13 protein-coding genes are annotated in these 18,919 nt (G+C 71.2%); 7 read left to right on the plus strand and 6 right to left on the minus strand.

Features of this window, described 5'->3' with window-relative positions; all coding sequences use genetic code 11:
• Positions 1-129 precede the first annotated feature (129 nt).
• Positions 130-3,066: an AAA family ATPase gene (locus ASF45_RS02055; RefSeq protein WP_056656095.1), complete on the plus strand. Its 2,937-nt coding sequence runs from the start codon at positions 130-132 to the stop codon at positions 3,064-3,066.
• A 45-nt stretch (positions 3,067-3,111) separates the two neighbouring features.
• Here ASF45_RS02055 and ASF45_RS02060 read toward each other — a convergent pair whose 3' ends face one another.
• Together ASF45_RS02060 and ASF45_RS02065 are read right to left on the minus strand one after the other, a co-directional pair.
• Complete coding sequence (locus tag ASF45_RS02060; RefSeq protein WP_056656098.1) at positions 3,112-6,642, minus strand: Dyp-type peroxidase domain-containing protein; 3,531 nt, start codon at positions 6,640-6,642, stop codon at positions 3,112-3,114.
• A 106-nt stretch (positions 6,643-6,748) separates the two neighbouring features.
• A complete protein-coding gene (locus tag ASF45_RS02065) occupies positions 6,749-8,245 on the minus strand; it encodes a sigma-54-dependent Fis family transcriptional regulator (protein WP_056656101.1) in 1,497 nt (498 codons plus the stop codon).
• A 101-nt stretch (positions 8,246-8,346) separates the two neighbouring features.
• Between ASF45_RS02065 and ASF45_RS02070 the strand changes: the two genes are divergently transcribed.
• Positions 8,347-8,760, plus strand: a complete 414-nt coding sequence (locus ASF45_RS02070; RefSeq protein ID WP_056656105.1) for an RNA-binding S4 domain-containing protein — start codon at positions 8,347-8,349, stop codon at positions 8,758-8,760.
• A 14-nt stretch (positions 8,761-8,774) separates the two neighbouring features.
• Positions 8,775-8,897 carry a hypothetical protein gene (locus ASF45_RS36795; protein ID WP_255357754.1) on the plus strand — a complete coding sequence of 41 codons (123 nt, stop codon included), beginning with the start codon at positions 8,775-8,777 and terminating at the stop codon, positions 8,895-8,897.
• A 2-nt stretch (positions 8,898-8,899) separates the two neighbouring features.
• Here ASF45_RS36795 and ASF45_RS02075 read toward each other — a convergent pair whose 3' ends face one another.
• Entirely contained in the window at positions 8,900-9,199 is a 300-nt protein-coding gene (locus tag ASF45_RS02075) for an I78 family peptidase inhibitor (RefSeq protein WP_235580782.1), read from the minus strand.
• Between the two features lie 161 nt (positions 9,200-9,360).
• Here ASF45_RS02075 and ASF45_RS02080 point away from each other — a divergent pair, with 161 nt between their 5' ends.
• The 3 genes from ASF45_RS02080 to ASF45_RS02090 are packed head-to-tail and all read left to right on the plus strand — an operon-like array spanning position 9,361 to position 10,205.
• A complete protein-coding gene (locus tag ASF45_RS02080) occupies positions 9,361-9,543 on the plus strand; it encodes a hypothetical protein (RefSeq protein WP_056656111.1) in 183 nt (60 codons plus the stop codon).
• 12 nt (positions 9,544-9,555) lie between these two features.
• Entirely contained in the window at positions 9,556-9,924 is a 369-nt protein-coding gene (locus tag ASF45_RS02085; RefSeq protein WP_056656113.1) for a hypothetical protein, read from the plus strand.
• A gap of 38 nt (positions 9,925-9,962) precedes the next feature.
• The gene (locus ASF45_RS02090) at positions 9,963-10,205 is read left to right on the plus strand and encodes a hypothetical protein (RefSeq protein WP_056656116.1); all 243 of its coding nucleotides are present in this window, start codon (positions 9,963-9,965) and stop codon (positions 10,203-10,205) included.
• A 72-nt stretch (positions 10,206-10,277) separates the two neighbouring features.
• Here the strand turns inward: ASF45_RS02090 and ASF45_RS02095 are convergent, their stop codons facing one another.
• The 3 genes from ASF45_RS02095 to ASF45_RS02105 all read right to left on the minus strand — a co-directional run bounded on the left by ASF45_RS02095 (position 10,278) and on the right by ASF45_RS02105 (position 15,231).
• Positions 10,278-11,237 carry an alpha-E domain-containing protein gene (locus tag ASF45_RS02095; RefSeq protein ID WP_056656118.1) on the minus strand — a complete coding sequence of 320 codons (960 nt, stop codon included), beginning with the start codon at positions 11,235-11,237 and terminating at the stop codon, positions 10,278-10,280.
• A gap of 4 nt (positions 11,238-11,241) precedes the next feature.
• Positions 11,242-12,759: a circularly permuted type 2 ATP-grasp protein gene (locus tag ASF45_RS02100; protein WP_056656122.1), complete on the minus strand. Its 1,518-nt coding sequence runs from the start codon at positions 12,757-12,759 to the stop codon at positions 11,242-11,244.
• An 81-nt stretch (positions 12,760-12,840) separates the two neighbouring features.
• Positions 12,841-15,231 carry a DNA internalization-related competence protein ComEC/Rec2 gene (locus tag ASF45_RS02105; RefSeq protein WP_056656125.1) on the minus strand — a complete coding sequence of 797 codons (2,391 nt, stop codon included), beginning with the start codon at positions 15,229-15,231 and terminating at the stop codon, positions 12,841-12,843.
• Positions 15,232-15,352: 121 nt separating this feature from the next.
• On the opposite strand from ASF45_RS02105, the gene ASF45_RS02110 reads away from it, so the two are divergent.
• Complete coding sequence (locus ASF45_RS02110; RefSeq protein ID WP_056656127.1) at positions 15,353-18,865, plus strand: DUF2126 domain-containing protein; 3,513 nt, start codon at positions 15,353-15,355, stop codon at positions 18,863-18,865.
• The last annotated feature ends 54 nt before the right edge of the window (positions 18,866-18,919 follow it).

The raw sequence follows: 18,919 nt of genomic DNA on the forward strand, positions 1-18,919 counted from the left end.
CCGGTTGCACCTGTGCGCCCCGGCCAAATGGGGCGCCACATGGCTGCATCGCCCTGTAACATCCCACGTGGCCCAACGACAACACCTTGCCGACATGTCTGATGCGCTGCAACGCCGCAGCGCCGCCCCATGATCGAAACGCTGCCGCCCGCCCCTGCCTCCGCCCCCGCTACGGACCCGGCCGTGGTGCAGCGCCGTCACTACGTCACGCTGCTGTTCTCCGACCTGTCGCGCTCGACCGAACTGGCCGGTGCCATGGAGGCCGAGCAGTATGCCGCGCTGCTGTCCATGCTGCGCATCGCCTACCAGGAGACCGTGCCGCGCTGGGGCGGCAGCATCGTGCGCGTGCAGGGCGACGGCCTGCTGGCCATGTTCGGCCACCCGGTGCCGCACGAGGAAGCCGGACGCCGCGCGGTCGAGGCCGCGCTGGCGCTGCACCGCGCCGTCGGCCGGCTGGCACCGCGGCTGCCGGCGGGTTTCGCGCTGCAGCTGCACACCGGCATCCACGCCGGCCTGGTGCTGATCGGCGATGGCGACATCGAGCGCGGCCGCTTCGAACTCATGGGCACGGTGCCCAACATCGCGGCCCGCCTGTCGGACGCCGCCGGCCCGCACGAGATCGTGGTCAGCGACGAGACGCTGGGCCCGGCGCGCCGCTTCTTCGGTGCCGGCGCGCCCAGCATGCTGATGGTCAAGGGCCGCGACGCGCCGATCCTGGTCTACCGCATTGGCACCCAGTCCGAGACCCTGGCCGGCGTGCAGGCGCGCAGCCGCAAGCAGGCGCCGCTGGTGGGCCGGCAGGCCGAGTTCGAACGCTTGGCCCGCGCGCTGGACGCGGCCTGCGCCGGTGCCCCGGCCGGTGTCGAGGTGGCTGGCCCGCCCGGCATCGGCAAGACGCGGCTGGTCGAGGAGTTCCTGCACCACGCCCACCAGCGGGACTGCCGCGTGCTGCGCGGCAGCTGCGACAGCGGCCTGGGCGCCGCGCCGCTGCAGCCGTTCCGCCAGATGATGCAATCGCTCGGCACGGCCGAGCTGCCGGCGCGGCCGCATGCCTTCGCGGCCGCCTTCGTGCGGCTGGCGGCCGAGCAGCCGCTGGTGCTGTTCATCGACGACTGGCAGTGGGCCGACGACGCCTCGCACCAGGTGCTGGCCGGCATCCAGCGCCAGGCCGGACTGCGCCTGCTGGTGGTGCTGACGCGGCGCGTGGTCGGCAGCGCGGCCGCGCCGGCCACGCCGGGCTTCGACGCCTTCACGCTGGCGCCGCTCGGCCAGGCCACGGCCGCCGAGGCCGTGGCCGCCTACCTGCCCGGCGCCGACCCCTTCGTGGTGGCGCAGATCTGTGCCCGTGCCGGCGGCAACCCGCTGTTCATCGAGGAGCTGTGCCATTCCGCCGCCCATGGCGACAGCGGCCGGCTGGCGCCGCCGCCCAGCCCGGCCGGCTGGATCAACCAGCTCATCGAATCGCGCGTGCACGGCCTGGCCGCGCCGCTGGTGGACATGCTGCGCACCGCGGCCGTGATCGGCAACACCGTGCCGGCCTGGCTCCTCGCGCGCATCACCGGCCATGCGCCCGACAGCCCGCTGCTGCGCGAGCTGGCCGAGCAGGACTTCCTGTTCCCGGGCGAGCACGCCGGCACGCTGCGCTTCAAGCATGGCGTCACGCGCGACGTGGTGTACGCCTCGGTCGGCCTGCTGCAGCGCCAGTGGCTGCACCTGCGCATCGCCGTGGCGCTCATGCGGCAGGCCCAGGGCGGCGGCGACGAGGACGCCGAGGCCCTGGCCCTGCACTTCGGCGCCGGTGGCGATCCGGCGCTGGAGGCGCACTATGCCGAGCTGGCCGGCGACCGCGCGCTGGCCGTCTCGGCGCTGGACCGCGCGCGCGCCCACTTCCACGCCGCGCTGGCCGCGCTGGAGCGCGGCGAGCTGGCGGGCGAGCGCGCGCTGCGCTGGGTCGACATCGTCGAGCGGCTCGCCATGGTCTGCATGTTCGAACCCGAGCGCGGCCAGATCGCGCTGGCCGAGCGCGCCGTGCTGCTGGCCCAGCGCCATGGCGACCTCGGGCGCGTGGCGCGCGCCCGCCATTGGCTGGGCTGCGTGCACTACGCGCTGGGCGAGCCGCGCCTGGCCATCCGCCACGGCGAACAGGCCCTGCGCGAGGCCGAGGCCGCTGGCGACGCGCCGCTGGCCACCCAGGTCGTGGCCTCGCTGGGCGAGGCCCACACCGCGGCCGGGCGCTACCAGCGCGCCGCCCGGCTGCTGGACCGCGCCATCGAGGTCAAGCGCAGCCACCGCAGCGGCCGGCGCACCAACGTGGGCCTGGCCTACTCGCTGGTCTGCCGCGGCGTGGTGCTGGGCGATCAGGGGCGCTTCGGCGCTGCGGCCGAATGCTTCGACCAGGCGCAGGAGTGCATCGTGGGGCTCACGCACCAGATCGGCACCAGCATCGAAGGCTGGCGCGCGGCCGTGCTGCTGTGGCAGGGCCGCTGGGAGGCCGCGCACCAGGCCGCCGCCGCCTCCGCCCGCATCGCCGAGCTCACGCGCTCGCTGTGGCAGCTGTCGGTGGCGCGCGCCATCGGCGGCTATGCCGACTGGATGCTGCGGCGCGACCCGGCCGCCATCGACGGCCTGGTGGCCGTGACCGACTGGGTGCTGCCGCGCGACAGCGGCCTGTTCCGCTCGCTCAACCACGGCTGGCTGGCCGAGGGCCTGCAGCAACTGGGCCGCCCGGACGAGGCGCGCCGGCACGCGCTGCTGGCCCTGCAGCGCGGCCGCCGCGAAGACCGCATCGGCCTGGCCATGGCGGCGCGCGCGATGGCGCGCGCGGCCCATGCGAACGGCCAGCACGCCGCCGCGCAGCGCCAGCTGGCCTTCGCCTACCGCGTGGCCCAGGCGCGCGGCTCGGCGCACGAGCGCGCGGTGACGCAGTTGGCCGAGGCCGAGCTGGCCGCCGCCAGCGGGCACGGTAGCCGCGCGCGCGCGCTGCTGGACCAGGCCGAGGCGGCGTTCGACACCATGGAGATGGGCTGGTATCTGGAACAGGCGCAGCGGCTGCGCGCGCAGCTCTGAACTGCACGCGGACCGCCGCAGCGACAGGCCGCGCTGCAGGCGTCTTCAGGCCGCGGCGACCGGCACCGCCGCCTTGGGCGTGAGGATCAGCAGCACCGGCGAGCCCGTCGGCCGCAGCGTGCCGGCCTGCAGCAGCGCGCAAGCCATGGCCAGCATCACGCCCACGCCCATGCGCGAGCCCGGGCAGGCGTGCAGGCCCCAGCGGTCGCTGCCGGGCGCGAAGTAGTCGCCGCCGAACAGCAGCGCATCGCGCCGCGCCTGCTCCTCGGGCGGCAGGCTCTCGATCGCCGAGGCCAGGCCCAGCACCACGGTGGCGTCGGGGTCGGGCCGGTTGCCCACCACGGGGCGGCGCCAGACCATGGGCGGTACGGGCTCGGCCTGCATGGTGTCCAGCATGGGCCGCCACAGCGCCGCGCGCGCCGTGTCCAGCAGCCCCTCCCCGGCCAGCGCGCGCTCGGCCAGGTCCTGCTGCAGCGACCACAGCCGGCCGTCCTCGATCCAGTTCTTCATGACCGTCAGGAAGTTGCCATGGACTGTGGGCGCGAAGCCCAGCAGCAGCCCGGTGATCTCGCGCTCCAGCAGGTCCGGGCCATGGGCATCGCCCAGCGCGGCCAGCCCAGGCCGCAAGGCCGCCACCAGGCCGGGCGAGGCGCCGCCGGCCAACTGGTCCTTCACGGCCTGCAGCACCATGGGCCCGTGCAGCTCGCCTTCGGCCGTCACGTTCACCTGCGGGTGGGCGCCGAACACCATGCGCGAGGGACCGATGATGTGGCCCGGGCAGCGTGGCTTGCCCTGCGGATCGGGCGTGGGGCTGCGCCCGCCGATGACCATGTTCTGGCCATCGGGCAGGCCGAACCAGAGCTTGGACAGCGCGCCGACCACCTGCTCGGAAAAGCCCATCAGGTCGATCGCCACGCGCACGCGGCCGTCAGGGTGGCGCAGTGCGAAGGCCCCGCTGGAGGCGCGCACCGTTTCGGCGAGCACGGCCTGCGCCACGGCGCTGGCGGCGGCGAAGGCCTGCGCTTCGCCGATGCTGGCCACTGCCGCGTTGACCACCGGGCCGACTTCCTTGTGGCCGTCGGCCGGGTCCATGCCCAGGTGGTTCACGCCCAGCGAGGCCTGCATGCGTTCGCCAAAGCCCTGCACCGAAAAGTGCTTGCACCGCGCGTCCGCCAGCGCCGGGAACACCTTGCCAGCCGTGCCGAGCAGGCGGCCGTAGGGCGCGGCGTTCAGATCGCCACCATGCTGCTCGCGCACGGCACGCCAGGTGGCGCGGCCGTTGTCGCGGTCTTCGAGCCGGGTGCGCCATGCGTCGAGCGCGCTGGGCGGCACGGGCGCCGGCGCCAGCACGGGCTCGGGCGCGCTGCGAAAGTCCGACAGCCGCTCCAGTGCCGCCAGTGCGGGCACGAACAGGTACAGGCCCCATTGCAGTTCGACGAAGGCCTTGTCGCCCAGCTCGGCGCGCTGCGGCGTGCCGCAGGCGTCGACCCAGCGGAACACGCGCGGCTGGCCTGCGCGCGGTACGCCCAACAGCGGGTCGGACTGGGTGGAGCCCACGCCGGTGCTGTTGCCGCCGGCCAGCCAGCGCTGCACGGTCTCGTACTGCTCGGCGATGCTGGCGCAGTAGGCCATGAAGAGGATGCCGCGGTCGGCCTCGGGCGGTGCTTCCAGCGACGCCGGGCCGTAGCCCATGCCACGGCGCAGGATGCGCGGCAGGCCGGGCTGGCCGTCGCGCGGGTTGGCGCGCCGCACGTGCGAGGAGAACGGGCATTGCGCCTGGTCGGCACCGCGGTAGCGGAAGTCGTTGTTGCCGCCCGGGCCGCTGGCCACCAGCGGCTTGCCGTCCTGGCGCCGGCCCATCATGCGCTCGAGCAGGTCGGTGCGGCGCTGGGGGTCGCCTTCGGCGTAGCGCTCCAGCGCCTCGTGGAGGTGATCCAGCCGCTGGCGCAGCTTGCGCACGACGAGGAAGCTGCCGCGGTCCAGCAGGCCGTCGGCCTCGGCCGGGTACGGGCCATCGCCACGGTCGTTGGCGAAGCCCAGCACCAGTTCGCCGGGACGCACCTGGTGCTGGCGCGGATGGGGCGAACTGTCGGGCGCCGGATCGGGCGTGAGTTCGGCCGCGACCTCGGGCTGGCTGATGCCGTCGACGAAGCCGAAATGCTCGCGGCCGTCGGGGGCGGTGGTGCGGCTGCGCGTGGGCTCCACGGCCAGCACCGCCAGGCCCGTGCCCTGCCCCAGCACGCGCACCGCGCCCTGGATCAGGGGGTGCAGGCCATGGCCCTCGTCCGCGGTGTCGATGGTGCGCATCATGACGGCCACATGCACCACGCCGAGTTCGATGCGGTCCTCGCGCACCGGGTCCACGCCATGGCGCAGCGGGCGGTGCCAGTGGTCGGGGTGGTTGGCGCGCAGGTCGCCCAGCAGGCCGGCGCGCGGCTCCATGCCTTCGGCGAACTCCGCCGGCAGGCGGTCCAGCCGCTCCGGGTCGATGCGCAGCGCGCGCAGGCCGGCCATCGTGAAGCCGATGTGCAGCCGCACCTCGCCCTCGGCCGCCGCCGGCGCGGCGCAACGCGGTGCCAGCGTGGCCAGGTGTTCGGCGGCACGCTGCGGATCGGTCACGCGCAGCAGGACCAGCGCGCCGTGCGTGGCACGCAGGCCCTGGCCCAGCACGGCGGCCTGCAGCGCGTCCGGGTTCCAGGCCAGCCGGTCGGTGGGCGCCGGCTCGGGCAGCGGGCGGGCCAGCCAGGCCAGCTCGTCGGCGAACAGCTTCTTGACGAGCGGCGCCTGGGGGTGCTGGTTGAAGGCGTCCGTGGTCAGCGTGGATTGCAGGCCCTTGAGCGCCAGGTGCGCAAAGCGCAGCAGGATGTCGCCGTCGGCACCGGCCCACCAGCCGGTCAGGCGGTACAGGCCTTTGAGCGTGCGCAGGTGCAGCGGCAGCAGCCCTTCCAGGTCGCCGAGCATGCGCTCCAGGCCCTGGCGCGTGGCGCTCAGCGCGTCGGGCTCGGCGTGGGCGGCAATCGCCCGGTCGGCCTGCGCCGGATCGCCGCTCTCGCGCTGCAGGCGCTCCACGCTGGCCAGGTAACGCTGGTCGGCCAGCGTGGCCGGGCCGTCGGTGTAGAAGATGCCGGCGTCCTGCTCGGCGCTGCGCACCCAACGGCAATAGGTGTCGAAATCGCTGGTGCGCGAGCCGGGGTAGCCCTCGCAGTGGCACAGCAGCGCGTCCAGCAGCGGGCCGATGTCGCGGTAGATGACCCGCATGTAGGGCTCCCAGCCGCCGTCGAAGCTCACGTTCAGCGACAGATGCCAGGACTTGGAGCCGACCAGCGACGGCGGCACCAGCGCATAGCGGAAACCGCTGATCATGTTGAAGCGCCCGATCGGGTCGGGGAAGGCCGAGTCCCGCAGCTCGGACTCGCGCGCATTGCGGCGCGAGGAGTGCATCGCGTCCAGCAGGCGGCGCAGCCGCTCCAGGTAGCTGATGGGTTCGAAGCCCGGGGCCAGGCCCTCGCGGACACGGGCCTGCAAGGCAAGGTTGGTGATGCCAGCAAGTCCGCTGCCGCGCACGTGATTGCGCATAAGTTCTATCCCTGAAATTCGGGGCCTGTCAGGCCGGAGCGCCGAACTTATCAGGGCCTGGACGCTGCAAGCGATTGCCGGTCCGCAGATGTGATGAAAGGAGGACTTACGTGTCGCTCTGCAGCCGGCCGTACAGGGTGGCGCGCGAGATGCCCAGCAGCCGGGCTGCCGCCAGCTTGTTGCCACCGGTTTCGGCCATGGCCGCCGCGATGGCCAGCCCCTCCAGCTCGGCCACCTGGGTGGCCAGGGGCCGCAGCAGTGCGGCGTGGCCCTGGCCCTCGGGTGCGGGCGGCGGCGCCGCGGCGGCGATGGCTTCCACGCCGGTCTCGGCCAGCACGCGGCGCACCTCGGCCGCGTCCACGCGCTGGCTGTCGCTGCGCATGGCCAGCTGTTCGAGCACATTGCGCAGCTCGCGGATGTTGCCGCGCCAGTACTGGCCGGCCAGCAGCGCCAGCGCATCGGGCATCAGTTCGGGCGGGGCCTCACCGCTGCGGTGGGCCAGGTCTTCGCTGAGCGCTTCCACCAGCGCGGGGATGTCGCCGCGGCGTTCACGCAACGGCGGCAGCTTGAGCGGCAGCACGTTGAGCCGGTAGTACAGGTCTTCGCGGAAGCGCCCCTGGCGCACCAGCGCAGGCAGGTCGCGCGAGGTGGCGGCGATCACGCGCGCGTCGAAGGGCACCAGCCGGTTCGAGCCCAGCGGCTCGATCTCGCCTTCCTGCAGCGCGCGCAGCAGCTTGGCCTGCAGCGCGGCCGGCATGTCGCCGATCTCGTCCAGGAACAAGGTGCCGCCGTCGGCCAGCTTGAACTTGCCGTCGCGCCCACGCCGGTCGGCGCCGGTGAAGGCGCCGGGCGACACGCCGAAGAACTCCGCCTCCAGCAAGGTGTCGGGCACGGCGGCGATGTTCAGGCTCACGAAGGGCCCGCGCGCGCGCGCCGAGGCCAGGTGGATGGCATGGGCCAGCAGCTCCTTGCCGGTGCCGGTCTCGCCCAGCAGCAGCACCGGGCTGGACGACTGGGCCGCACGGCGCGCGTGGCGCTTGACCTCCAGCGCCGCCGGGCTGGCGCCGATGAAGCTGGCAAAGGTGTACTTGGCGCGGCGCTGGCCGCTGCCATCGGCGTGCAGCAGGGCACGGCTGCGCTGGCTGGCCAGTTCGCGGCGCGCGTCGTCCAGGTCGCGCTGCAGCAGCGCGAACTTCTCGATCAGCGGCTTGAGCGTGGTCTCGGGCTGGTCGAACAGCACGATGCCGATGGCGCCGATGGTCCGGCCGTCCTCCTCCCGCAGCGGGATGCGGCTGACCACGAAGGTGCCGGCCTTGTTGGTCAGCAGGTCCACCAGGATGGGCTCGCCGGTCTCCAGCACGCGGCGCATCTGGGTGTTGGGAATCACCTCCTCGACCGGATGGCCCTGGAACTCGTCGATGCTGGAAAAGCCCAGCGCCGGCAGGAAGCGCCGGTACCCCTCGTTGACCCAGACGATGGTGCCGGCCTTGTCGACCAGGAACATGCCCTGGCTCATGCTGGAGAACAGGTGGAACATGGAGCGCGCCGCCAGCGCCAGCATGCTGCTGGCGTCGGGCGGCAACGCGGATTCGGTGGCGGGCATCGGGGCATGGTAACGGTGCACGGCGGGCGGCCCGGCGCGCTGCGACGGTGCGCTGTCCGCCTACAAGCCGAGCCCCCTCGGCGGGAGCACAATCGGCTGCGATGGACAGAATTCGCATCGACAAGTGGCTGTGGGCAGCGCGCTTCTACAAGACGCGCACGCTCTCGGCGGACGAGGTGGAGCGCGGCCGCGTGCAGGTCAACGGCCACGACGTGAAGCCCGCACGCGAGGTCAAGGCCGGCGATACCGTTTCCGTGCGCCAGGGGCCGGTTCTGCGCTCCGTGCTTGTGCTCGGCGTCAGCGGCCAGCGTGGCCCCGCGCCGGTGGCACAGGCGCTCTACCAGGAAACACCCGAGAGCCTGCAGGCACGCACACAGCAGGCCGAGCAGCGCCGGTTGGCGCCCGAGCCGGCCCTGGCCCAGGAGAACGGCCGGCCCACCAAGCGTGAACGCCGCGATCTCGATGCCGCCACCGGCGGCTGGGGCGAGCGCTGGAGCGCTTCGGTGGATGGCTGACCCAAGGAGACCCCATGTGCCGCGTCCTCATCGCCGCCTGCGCCGCCCTGGCGCTGTTGACGGCCTGCCCCGACACCAAGGTGCCAAAGGATCCCACCAAGCTGCCCACGCCCAAGGCGCTGGAGCACGCCGGTTGAGTTCAGCCGCAGGCGACCTTGGTGATGCGGCTGCGGCTGTCCAGCGTCAGGTTGAGCCGCGCCGGGTTGAACTCCATGGTCACGGCCTGGCCGGGGCTGAGCCAGCGCACGATGCTGGCGCCCGAGCGCGCCCGCACGTCGCGTTCCAGCGCCGGGCCGAAGGACTGGCCGACAGCGAACTGCGCGGCAGCGGCATCGCAGTTCGCCGGCGGGGCCGGCGCACCGGGCGCACCGGACGGCCCGCCCAGGCCCGCGCATCCTGCCAATACCAGCACGGCCATCGCGGCCCCGCATTGCTTCATGCCTGTTTTCATGCGCCGCATGCTATGCCACGATCACGCGGCGCTGGAAACCCCTTACCACAGGCAAGTACACTCTTGCCGGCTGTTACGTCCTCTGTTCGGTGGATGACAAGCGGTTCTGGCATCCTTGATGCTTGCCCGCTCCCACAAGAACGCGAGCCATGCGCAGCGCCTCCGAGTTCCCACATGAAAAGCCGCTGGTGAAAACCACGATCTTCCCAGCCTCCCCGCCGAGCGAGCGCTCGCCGTGGCGCAGCGCCCGCGTGGCGTTCGTGCTGCACGCGCTGGCCATGGTCACTGTCCTCACCGCCATCACGGCGTTGATCGAGCGCGCTGCGCCCTGAATTCCTCACTGCATGTCTGACACCGGCCGACCTGGGCACCGCTACATCGAAGAACGCCTGGAACAACTCGAACGCAGCAACGAGGATCTGCTGGGCCTGGTCACGGCACTGACCGCGGTGACCACCGCGCTGGCCGCGACCCACCCGCAGCGCACCGTGCTGCACGAGGCCCTGGCACGCGCAGCGCCCGGCGTGCGCCAGGCCACGCAGCAGCATGGCATGAGCGAGCGCACACAGATGGTGCTGGAGGCATTCACCAATCTGCTTCACCAGACGCTGACCGAGCCGCAACCGGCCAGGCTGGACGAGGCCAAGCAGGTGATCCAGGCCTTCCTGCAGCACCCGCCTGGGGACGAACACCGGGATCATCCGGAGTCCTGATACCGCCTGCGCGGCCCGGGACTTGCTATTGCAGCTGTATGCGCGCCGAGCCCACCGTCATCCTCGAAGTCGATCGTCGCCTGGCACAGTTCATCCTGGCCAGCCGCCCTGCCGGTGCCGACGCGGGCAATGCGCAGGCGCTGGCACGATGGCGTGCCGCGCAGGAAGTGCGCAAGATCCTGCGGGACGCCTGCCCCTACGAGCCCGGCACGCAGGCCAGCCACGCCTGGTTCGTCGAGAAGTACGGCGATGCCGCCGGTGCCGTGATCGACCCCGACTGAGCTGGCACCCCACAAACACAAGGCCCCGCCCCGGCCGACCGGGTGCGGGGCCTGGTCGCGCCAGCGTGGCGCTCAGTTCTGCACGGGCACCAGGAACTCGCGGCTGACGTGGCTGCCCAGCTCGTTCACGCGGTCCAGGAACTGCGTGAGGAAGGCGTGCAGGCCGGTTGCCAGGATCTCGTCGATGCGGCCGAACTTGAGGTCGGCGCGCAGCTTGCCGGCACGGCGCAGCGTCTCGCTGGCGGGGTTGCCCGCCACCATCTCGAGGTTGGACAGCACCTCGTTCAAGCTGGCGTGCAGCGAGCGCGGCATGTCGGCGCGCAGGATCAGCAGTTCGGCCACGCGCTCGGGCGTGATCACGTCGCGGTAGACCTTGCGGTAGACCTCGAAGGCCGAGACCGAACGCAGGATCGCGCTCCAGTGGTAGAAGTCGTACTCCTGGTCCTTCTCGCTGGCGGCGCCGTAGAAGTCGCTCTCCACGGCGTGGAACTTCACGTCGACCAGCCGCGCCGTGTTGTCGGCGCGTTCGAGGAAGGTGCCCAGGCGCAGAAAGTAGAAAGCATCGTCCTGCAGCATGGTCCCCAGCGTGACGCCGCGCGACAGGTGCGAGCGGAACTTGACCCACTCGAAGAACTGCGCCGGGTCGGCCTCGAACTCGCCGGACTTGAGCATGCGGTTGAGGTCCAGCCAGGTGGAGTTGGCCGTTTCCCAGACCTCGGTGGTCAGGCTGCCGCGCACGGCGCGTGCGTTCTCGCGCGCAGCACGCAGGCAGGAGACGATGGACGAGGGGTTGCTCTCGTCCTTGACCATGAACTCCATGACATCGTGGGAGCTGACCTTGTCGTGCTTGCTGCTGTACAGCCCGCCGAGTTCGCTGATCGACAACAGGCCCTGCCAGCCCAGTTGGGCCACGGCGGCCGATTGCGGCAACAGCGAGGACTGGTAGTTCACGTCCAGCATCCGGGCAGTGTTCTCCGCGCGCTCGGTGTAGCGCGACATCCAGAAGAGATGGTCGGCGGTGCGGCTCAGCATTGGATCATTCCCCCGAGGTCTGTGCTTGTTGTTGGGTGGGCGCCGGGGTGGCGAACGGGATGTTCGCGTCCTCCAGGATCCAGGTGTCCTTGGTGCCACCGCCCTGCGAGGAATTGACGACCAGCGAGCCTTCCTTGAGTGCCACGCGGGTCAACCCGCCCGGCACCATCTGCACCTCCTTGCCCGACAGCACGAAGGGCCGCAGGTCGATGTGGCGCGGCGCGATGCCGCTTTCCACGAAGGTCGGGCAGCTCGACAGCGACAACGTGGGCTGGGCGATGTAGCCGCCGGGGTTGGCCACGACAGCCTTGCGGAAATCCTCGATCTCGGCCTTGGTGGCGGCCGGGCCGACCAGCATGCCGTAGCCGCCGGCGCCATGCACCTCCTTGACGACCAGGTCCTTGAGGTTGTCCAGCACGTACTTCAGGTCATCGGCCTGGCGACACATGTAGGTCGGCACGTTGTTCAGGATGGGCTTTTCGCCCAGGTAGAACTCGACCATCTTGGGCACGTAGGGGTAGATCGACTTGTCGTCGGCCACACCCGTGCCCACGGCGTTGCAGATCACCACGTTGCCGGCCTTGTAGGCCTCCATCAGGCCGGCGCAACCCAGCGTGGAGCTGGCGCGGAACACGTTGGGATCCAGGAAATCGTCGTCCACGCGGCGGTAGATCACGTCCACGCGCTTGGGGCCGCGCGTGGTGCGCATGTAGACGAAGTTGTCCTTGACCAGCAGGTCCTGGCCCTCGACGAGTTCGACGCCCATCTGCTGCGCCAGGAAGGCGTGTTCGAAGTAGGCGCTGTTGTACATGCCGGGCGTGAGCACCACGACGGTGGGCTCGGCCGTGGCCGGCGGTGCCGAGGCACGCAGGGTCTCGAGCAGCAGGTCGGGATAGTGCGCGACCGGCGCCACATGGTGGTGGCTGAACAGATCGGGGAACAGCCGCATCATCATCTTGCGGTTTTCCAGCATGTAGCTGACACCGCTGGGCACGCGCAGGTTGTCCTCGAGCACGTAGTACTCGCCCTTGCCCTGGGCATCGGGGGCCCGCACGATGTCCACGCCGGCGATGTGCGAGTAGACGTTGTTGGGCACGTCCACCCCCACCATCTCGGGGCGGAACTGCGCGTTCTGGACGATCTGCTCCTTGGGAATCAGGCCCGCCTTGATGATCTCCTGGTCGTGGTAGACGTCGTGGATGAAGCGGTTCAACGCGGTCACGCGCTGCACCAGCCCCTTTTCCATCGCCGCCCACTCGGCCGCAGGAATGATGCGCGGGATCAGGTCGAACGGGATCAGGCGTTCGGTGCCCGAGCCGTCCTCGTCCTTGGCGCCGTACACCGCGAAGGTGATGCCGACGCGGCGGAAGATCATCTCCGCCTCGGCCCGGCGCTTGGCCATCATGTCGCCGGGTTGGCGCGCCAGCCAGGCGTCGTAGATCTTGTAGTGATCCCGGATCTGCTCGCCCTTCGAGAAGAACTCGTAGGGGAGCTTGGTATACATCTCGTCAAATTTCAGCATGGACCCATCTCCTGTACGGAGAATAGCAAGTTGCAAGCCAGAGACGGACGACCGTGCGTGCAGCGTGCGAAAAAAAGACGCTCAAGGCGGGTGGTGCTGCCAATAGCGCGGCTGCTGTGCCCGTGCACAGTCCACGCGCTTCGGCACATCGCTGCGCCAATGCGCCGCCCCGCACGCGGGCGACCCCACGACGGTGGCGCCCTGCCCCTGCAAGCGCTGCACGACCTCGGGCGCAGGGTGGCCGAAGCGATTGCGGTAGCCCGCCTGCACCAAAGCGAAGCGCGGCGCCACCGCCTGCAACAGGGCGGTGCTCGACGAGGTCTTGCTGCCGTGGTGCGGCACCAGCAACAGGTCGGCCTGCAGCTCAGCGCCACCGGCCACGAGTTGCTGTTCCTGCGCCTGTTCGATGTCGCCGGCCAGCAGCACGGCCGCGTCGCGCGCCTGTACACGCAGCACGCAACTCAGCGTGTTGGGCCTGGCATCGTGGGCGGCACCCGCGGGCGGATGCAGCACCTCGAAGCGCACGCCGTCCCAATCCCAGCGCTGGCCGGCCGCGCAGCGCGTGAGGGGATACCGCGCCGCCAGCACATGGCCGTCGGGCAGCGACGCCAGCAGCGCAGCCTGTGGCTGGGCCGCCAGCACGGTGGCGGCACCGCCGCTGTGGTCGCTGTCGGCATGGCTCACGACCACGCGGTCCAGCCGCTCGCCCAGCGCGCGCAGCAGCGGCACCAGCACGCGGTGGCCGGCATCGCTGTCCTGCCCATGGCGCGGGCCGGTGTCGTACAGCAGGCTGTGATGGGCCGTGCGCAGCAACACCGCATTGCCCTGGCCGATGTCGGCGGCCAGCAGGTCGAACTGGCCTGGTGCCGGCCGCGCCGGCTGCCACAACAAGGCCGGCAGCAGCAGCGGCAGGCCCAGCAGCCGCACGCCGAGCGGCAGCCGCAGCACCAGCAGCACCGCGCCCAGCAAGGCCGCGGCCCCCAGAGGCAAGGGCACGGCCGCGTGCGAGAGGCTGGCCAGCGGCCATTGCGCGAGCCAGCCCAGCACGGCCAGCATCGCGCTGGTGGCCATGGCGGCCAGGTCCCACAGCGGCGCGATCGCCACCCCCAGCAAGGCCAGCGGCGTCAGCACCAGCGTGACCCAGGGGATCGCCAGCAGGTTCGCCACCAGGCCCACGAGAGAGACCTGCTGGAACAGCATCAGCGACAGCGGCGCCAGCGCCACCGTGACGATGGCCTGCTCGCGCAACAGGCGCTGCACGTGCGCCACTGCACCCTGCGCCACACGCCCCGCATCGCTGGCGAACAGCACGCCCACCGCGACGAAGCTGAGCCAGAAGCCCGCCTGCAGCAACGCCCACGGATCGAGCGCGAGCACCGCCAGGCCGGCCAGCGCCCACACCAATGGCCAGGGCCACCGCCGCCCGGCCAGGCGCAGCAGCGCGACCACGGCCAGCATCACCAGCGTGCGCTGCGCCGGCACGCCCCAGCCGCTGAACAGGGTATAGGCTGCGGCCAGCGCCACGCCACCGACCAGCCCGGCATGCGGCGCCGGCCACCACAGGCAGGCGGCCCAGCCCAGCCGGTCCAGGCGCCGCCAGGCCCAGCCGATCAAGCCAGTCGCGAGCCAGGCGAACATGGTCACGTGCAGGCCCGACACGCTCAAGAGATGGCTCACGCCAGTGGCGCGGAACAGGTCCCAGTCGGCCCGCTCCACCGCCCCCTGGTCGCCCATGGCCAGCGCGGCCACCACGCCGGCACGCGCCGGCTCGGCGATGCGCGCGAAGATGGCGCCACGCACGGCCTGGCGCGCGCGCTCCACCGGGTGCCGCCAGCCGCGCTCCAGCAGCCGCGGCGCCGCGTCCTTGGGTCCTGCGCGCACGTAGCCGGTGGCTTGCACGCCACGTTCCCAGAGCCAGAGTTCGTAGTCGAAGCCGTGCGGATTGCGCTGGCCATGCGGCGCGCGCAGCCGCACCTGCAGCGTCCAGCGGTCGCCGGCCAGCACATCGGCGGGCCGCTGCGGCACGCCGTCCAGGCTGCCGCGGTACCAGGACAGTTCGACGCGTGGCGGCACGCGCACCGCCGCGCCGTCCAGCTGCGCGGCGTCCACGTCCAGCAGCAGGCGCACGGCCAGGTCGCCGGGCTGCGGCATCGCCGCCACGCGGCCACTCAACACGAGATCGCGGCCCTCCAGGGCCGGCGCCAGGGCCTGCGCATCGAAGGCCCGCGCACGCAGGCCGACCGAACCGAAAGCCAATGCAGCCACGCCCAGCGCGGCAAGTCCATGCCATGCAGGCCGCCCGCGGCGCCAGCCGCGCCACGCGAACGCCATGCCGGCCACACATGACACGGCGTAGGGCCAGGCGGGCCACAGCGCGACCTGCTGCAGCTGCACGGCCGTGCCCAGCACGAAGCCGATGCAGCAGGCCAGCCAGGGCCCGGCACGCGACGACAGCACCGTCTCCTCCGTCATGCTCGCTGGGTCATAGGCCCCCACTACACTGCAGCGCACCCCGCCTTTGGCTCGCCTCTTGCTAGTATCCGGCACCGTTGGCGAGCGCCAGGGGTTGTTACATCCAGACCTAGAGACACAGATGTCCACACACGCAGCGCTGAACCACGTTTCCCACTACCGCTATGACCGCCCCGTGCAGTTGGGCCCCCAGGTGATCCGTCTGCGGCCCGCGCCGCATTGCCGCAGCAACATCATTTCGTATTCGCTGAAGGTCGAGCCGGCGCAGCACTTCGTCAACTGGCAGCAGGACCCCTTCGCCAACTACCAGGCACGCCTGGTCTTCCCCGAGAAGACGCAGGAGTTCAAGGTCACGGTGGACCTGGTCGTCGAGATGGCGGTCTACAACCCGTTCGACTTCTTCCTGGAACCGGCCGCCGAGAACTTCCCGTTCGCCTACAGCCCCGAGGTCAAGGAAGAACTCGCGCCCTACCTCGCGGTCGAGCCGATGACGCCGCTGGTCGAGAAGTACCTCGCCACCATCGACATGCAGGAACGTCGCACGATCGACTTCCTGGTGGCGATCAACCAGCAGGTCGCCAGCGACATCCGCTACCTGATCCGCATGGAACCCGGCGTGCAGACGCCGGAGGAGACCCTCAAGCTGGCCGCTGGCTCCTGCCGCGATTCGGGCTGGCTGCTGGTGCAATTGCTGCGCCGCTGCGGCCTGGCGGCGCGCTTCGTCTCGGGCTACCTGATCCAGCTCACGCCCGACGTGAAGGCCCTCGACGGCCCCAGCGGCACGGACCACGACTTCACCGACCTGCACGCCTGGTGCGAGGTCTATCTGCCCGGCGCGGGCTGGGTCGGCCTGGACGCGACCTCGGGCCTGTTGGCCGGCGAAGGCCACATCCCGCTGGCCTGCACGCCGCAGCCCTCGGGCGCCGCACCGATCGAGGGCCTGGTCGACGAGGCCGAGGTGACGTTCGAGCACCACATGGCGGTCTCGCGCATCTACGAATCGCCGCGCGTGACCAAGCCCTACACCGAGGAGCAATGGGCGCAGGTGCTGGCCCTGGGCGAGCAGGTCGATGCCGAGCTCGTGGCCGGCGACGTGCGCCTGACCATGGGCGGCGAGCCGACCTTCGTGGCCACCAGCGACCGCGACGCCGCCGAATGGAACACCGACGCGCTGGGCCCGACCAAGCGCGGCTACGCCACCGAACTCGTGCACAAGCTGCGCGACGAATACGGCCAGGGCGGCTTCCTGCACTTTGGCCAGGGCAAGTGGTACCCGGGCGAGCAGTTGCCGCGCTGGGCGCTGTCGATCTTCTGGCGCGCCGACGGCCAGCCCAGCTGGCGCAACCCGGCGCTGTTCGCCGACGAGCGCGATGCCGCCAGCTACAGCAGCGAGGATGCGCGCCGCTTCACGTCGCTCTTGGCCTCCAAGCTGAACCTGTCCGACAGCTTCATCGAGCCGGGCTACGAGGACGTCTTCTACTACCTCTGGCGCGAACGCCGCCTGCCCGTCAACGTCGATCCGTTCGACACGCGGCTGGACGATGAGCTCGAACGCGCCCGGCTGCGCCGCGTGTTCGAGCAAAAGCTCGATGCCGTGATCGGCTACGTGCTGCCGCTGCAGGTGGGCGAAGGCCCCAGCGTGGCCGGCAACCGCTGGACCACCGGCCCCTGGTTCTTCCGCGACGAGCGCATGTACCTGATGCCCGGCGATTCGCCCATGGGCTACCGCCTGCCGCTCGATTCGCTGCCCTGGGTCAGCAAGGCCGAGTACCCCTACTTCCACGAGCGCGACCCGATGGACCCGCGCGGCCCGCTGCCGACCGGCGACGCCCTGCGTGCCAGCTATGCCGCGGCCCTGGGTGCGCAAGCCCATGGCAGCGGCGCAACAGCCGCGGCCAGCCACGACCCGGCCCGCTTTGTCCAGACCGCCGACCGCCCGGCCGAGGCCGCCCGCAAGCTGCAGGACCGCCGACTGGGCGAGACCGCGGCCACGGACCCGCTGCAGACCGAGCCCGCCAGCCTGCTGCGCAGCCCGGACCGCTTCGAGTCGGCCCACTGGATCACACGCACCGCGCTGTGCGTGGAAGCGCGCGACCCACGCCGCGCCAACGGTCCCAAGGCCGAACGCGTGGGCACCAAGTCGGGTCACCTCTACGTGTTCATGCCGCCGCTGGCGCGGCTGGAGGACTACCTGGACCTCTTGGCTGCAGTCGAGGCCACGGCCGAGGAACTCGGCGTCAAGATCGTGCTGGAAGGCTACCCGCCGCCGCGCGATGCGCGCCTGAAGATGCTGCAGGTCACGCCCGACCCGGGCGTGATCGAGGTCAACATCCACCCGGCGCACAACTGGGGCGACCTGGTGCAGCACACCGAATTCCTCTACCAGGCCGCGTTCGAGACGCGCCTGTCGGCCGAGAAGTTCATGACCGACGGCCGCCACACCGGCACCGGCGGTGGCAACCACTTCGTGCTGGGGGGCGCCACGCCGGCCGACAGCCCTTTCCTGCGCAAACCCGAGCTGCTGGCCAGCCTGCTGCTGTACTGGCACAACCACCCCTCGCTGTCCTACCTGTTCAGCGGCATGTTCATCGGCCCGACCAGCCAGGCGCCGCGCGTGGACGAGGCCCGCAACGACCAGCTGTACGAACTGGAGATCGCGCTGCGCGAGATCACCCGCAACCGCGAGGTCTATGGCCAGGACATGCCGCCCTGGCTGGTGGACCGCACGCTGCGCAACGTGCTGATCGACGTCACCGGCAACACCCACCGCAGCGAGTTCTGCATCGACAAGATGTACTCGCCCGACAGCAGCACCGGCCGGCTGGGCCTGCTGGAGCTGCGCGCCTTCGAGATGCCGCCGCATGCGCGCATGAGCATCGCCCAGCAGCTGCTGCTGCGCGCGCTGGTCGCACGCTTCTGGAACGCGCCCTACCAGGCCCCCGCCACCCGCTGGGGCACCGAGCTGCACGACCGCTTCCTGCTGCCGACCTTCGTCAAGATGGACTTCGACGACGTGGTCCGCGAGATGCGCGAGGCCGGCTACGCTTTCGACACGTCCTGGTTCGCGCCGCATCTGGAGTTCCGCTTCCCCATCGTCGGTCAGATGCAGGTCAACAGCATCGAGCTCACGCTGCGCAATGCGCTGGAGCCCTGGCACGTGATGGGCGAGGAAGGCGCGCCCGGCGGCACGGCGCGCTATGTGGATTCCTCGCTGGAACGCATCGAAGTGCGCGTGACCGGCCTCAACGAGAGCCGCTACGTGGTCACCTGCAACGGCCGTGCGCTGGCCATGCAGCCCACGGGCGTGAAGGGCGAGTACGTGGCCGGCGTGCGCTACCGGGCCTGGAGCCCGCCGTCGGCGCTGCACCCCACCATCGGCGTGCACACGCCGCTGGTGTTCGACGTCGTCGACACCTGGATGAAGCGCTCGCTGGGCGGTTGCCAGTACCACGTGGCGCACCCGGGCGGCCGCAACTACGACACCTTCCCGGTCAACTCGTACGAGGCCGAAAGCCGGCGCCTGGCGCGCTTCTTCCGCATTGGCCACACGCCGGGCACGATGGTGGTGCCCCCGGCCACCATCAACGTGCCCGGCAGCCGCGAGTTCCCGTTCACGCTGGACCTGCGGCGCTGAGCGCAGCGAAATCGACGCCTGTGGCGTGTATGCAGCATCCCGGCGGTGACCGGG

The organism is Pseudorhodoferax sp. Leaf265 (genome assembly GCF_001422365.1).
Classification (GTDB): Bacteria; Pseudomonadota; Gammaproteobacteria; order Burkholderiales; family Burkholderiaceae_C; genus Pseudorhodoferax.

What these genes read in the sequence shown, in the direction of transcription:
- ASF45_RS02110 (WP_056656127.1), top strand. Translation starts at nt 15,353, where the DNA reads ATGTCCACACACGCAGCGCTGAACCACGTTTCCCACTACCGCTATGAC.
- ASF45_RS02095 (WP_056656118.1), bottom strand. Translation starts at nt 11,237, where the DNA reads ATGCTGAGCCGCACCGCCGACCATCTCTTCTGGATGTCGCGCTACACC.
- ASF45_RS02055 (WP_056656095.1), top strand. Translation starts at nt 130, where the DNA reads ATGATCGAAACGCTGCCGCCCGCCCCTGCCTCCGCCCCCGCTACGGAC.
- ASF45_RS02100 (WP_056656122.1), bottom strand. Translation starts at nt 12,759, where the DNA reads ATGCTGAAATTTGACGAGATGTATACCAAGCTCCCCTACGAGTTCTTC.
- ASF45_RS02070 (WP_056656105.1), top strand. Translation starts at nt 8,347, where the DNA reads ATGGACAGAATTCGCATCGACAAGTGGCTGTGGGCAGCGCGCTTCTAC.
- ASF45_RS02075 (WP_235580782.1), bottom strand. Translation starts at nt 9,199, where the DNA reads ATGAAGCAATGCGGGGCCGCGATGGCCGTGCTGGTATTGGCAGGATGC.
- ASF45_RS02090 (WP_056656116.1), top strand. Translation starts at nt 9,963, where the DNA reads ATGCGCGCCGAGCCCACCGTCATCCTCGAAGTCGATCGTCGCCTGGCA.
- ASF45_RS02080 (WP_056656111.1), top strand. Translation starts at nt 9,361, where the DNA reads ATGCGCAGCGCCTCCGAGTTCCCACATGAAAAGCCGCTGGTGAAAACC.
- ASF45_RS02065 (WP_056656101.1), bottom strand. Translation starts at nt 8,245, where the DNA reads ATGCCCGCCACCGAATCCGCGTTGCCGCCCGACGCCAGCAGCATGCTG.
- ASF45_RS02060 (WP_056656098.1), bottom strand. Translation starts at nt 6,642, where the DNA reads ATGCGCAATCACGTGCGCGGCAGCGGACTTGCTGGCATCACCAACCTT.
- ASF45_RS02085 (WP_056656113.1), top strand. Translation starts at nt 9,556, where the DNA reads ATGTCTGACACCGGCCGACCTGGGCACCGCTACATCGAAGAACGCCTG.
- ASF45_RS02105 (WP_056656125.1), bottom strand. Translation starts at nt 15,231, where the DNA reads ATGACGGAGGAGACGGTGCTGTCGTCGCGTGCCGGGCCCTGGCTGGCC.
- ASF45_RS36795 (WP_255357754.1), top strand. Translation starts at nt 8,775, where the DNA reads ATGTGCCGCGTCCTCATCGCCGCCTGCGCCGCCCTGGCGCTGTTGACG.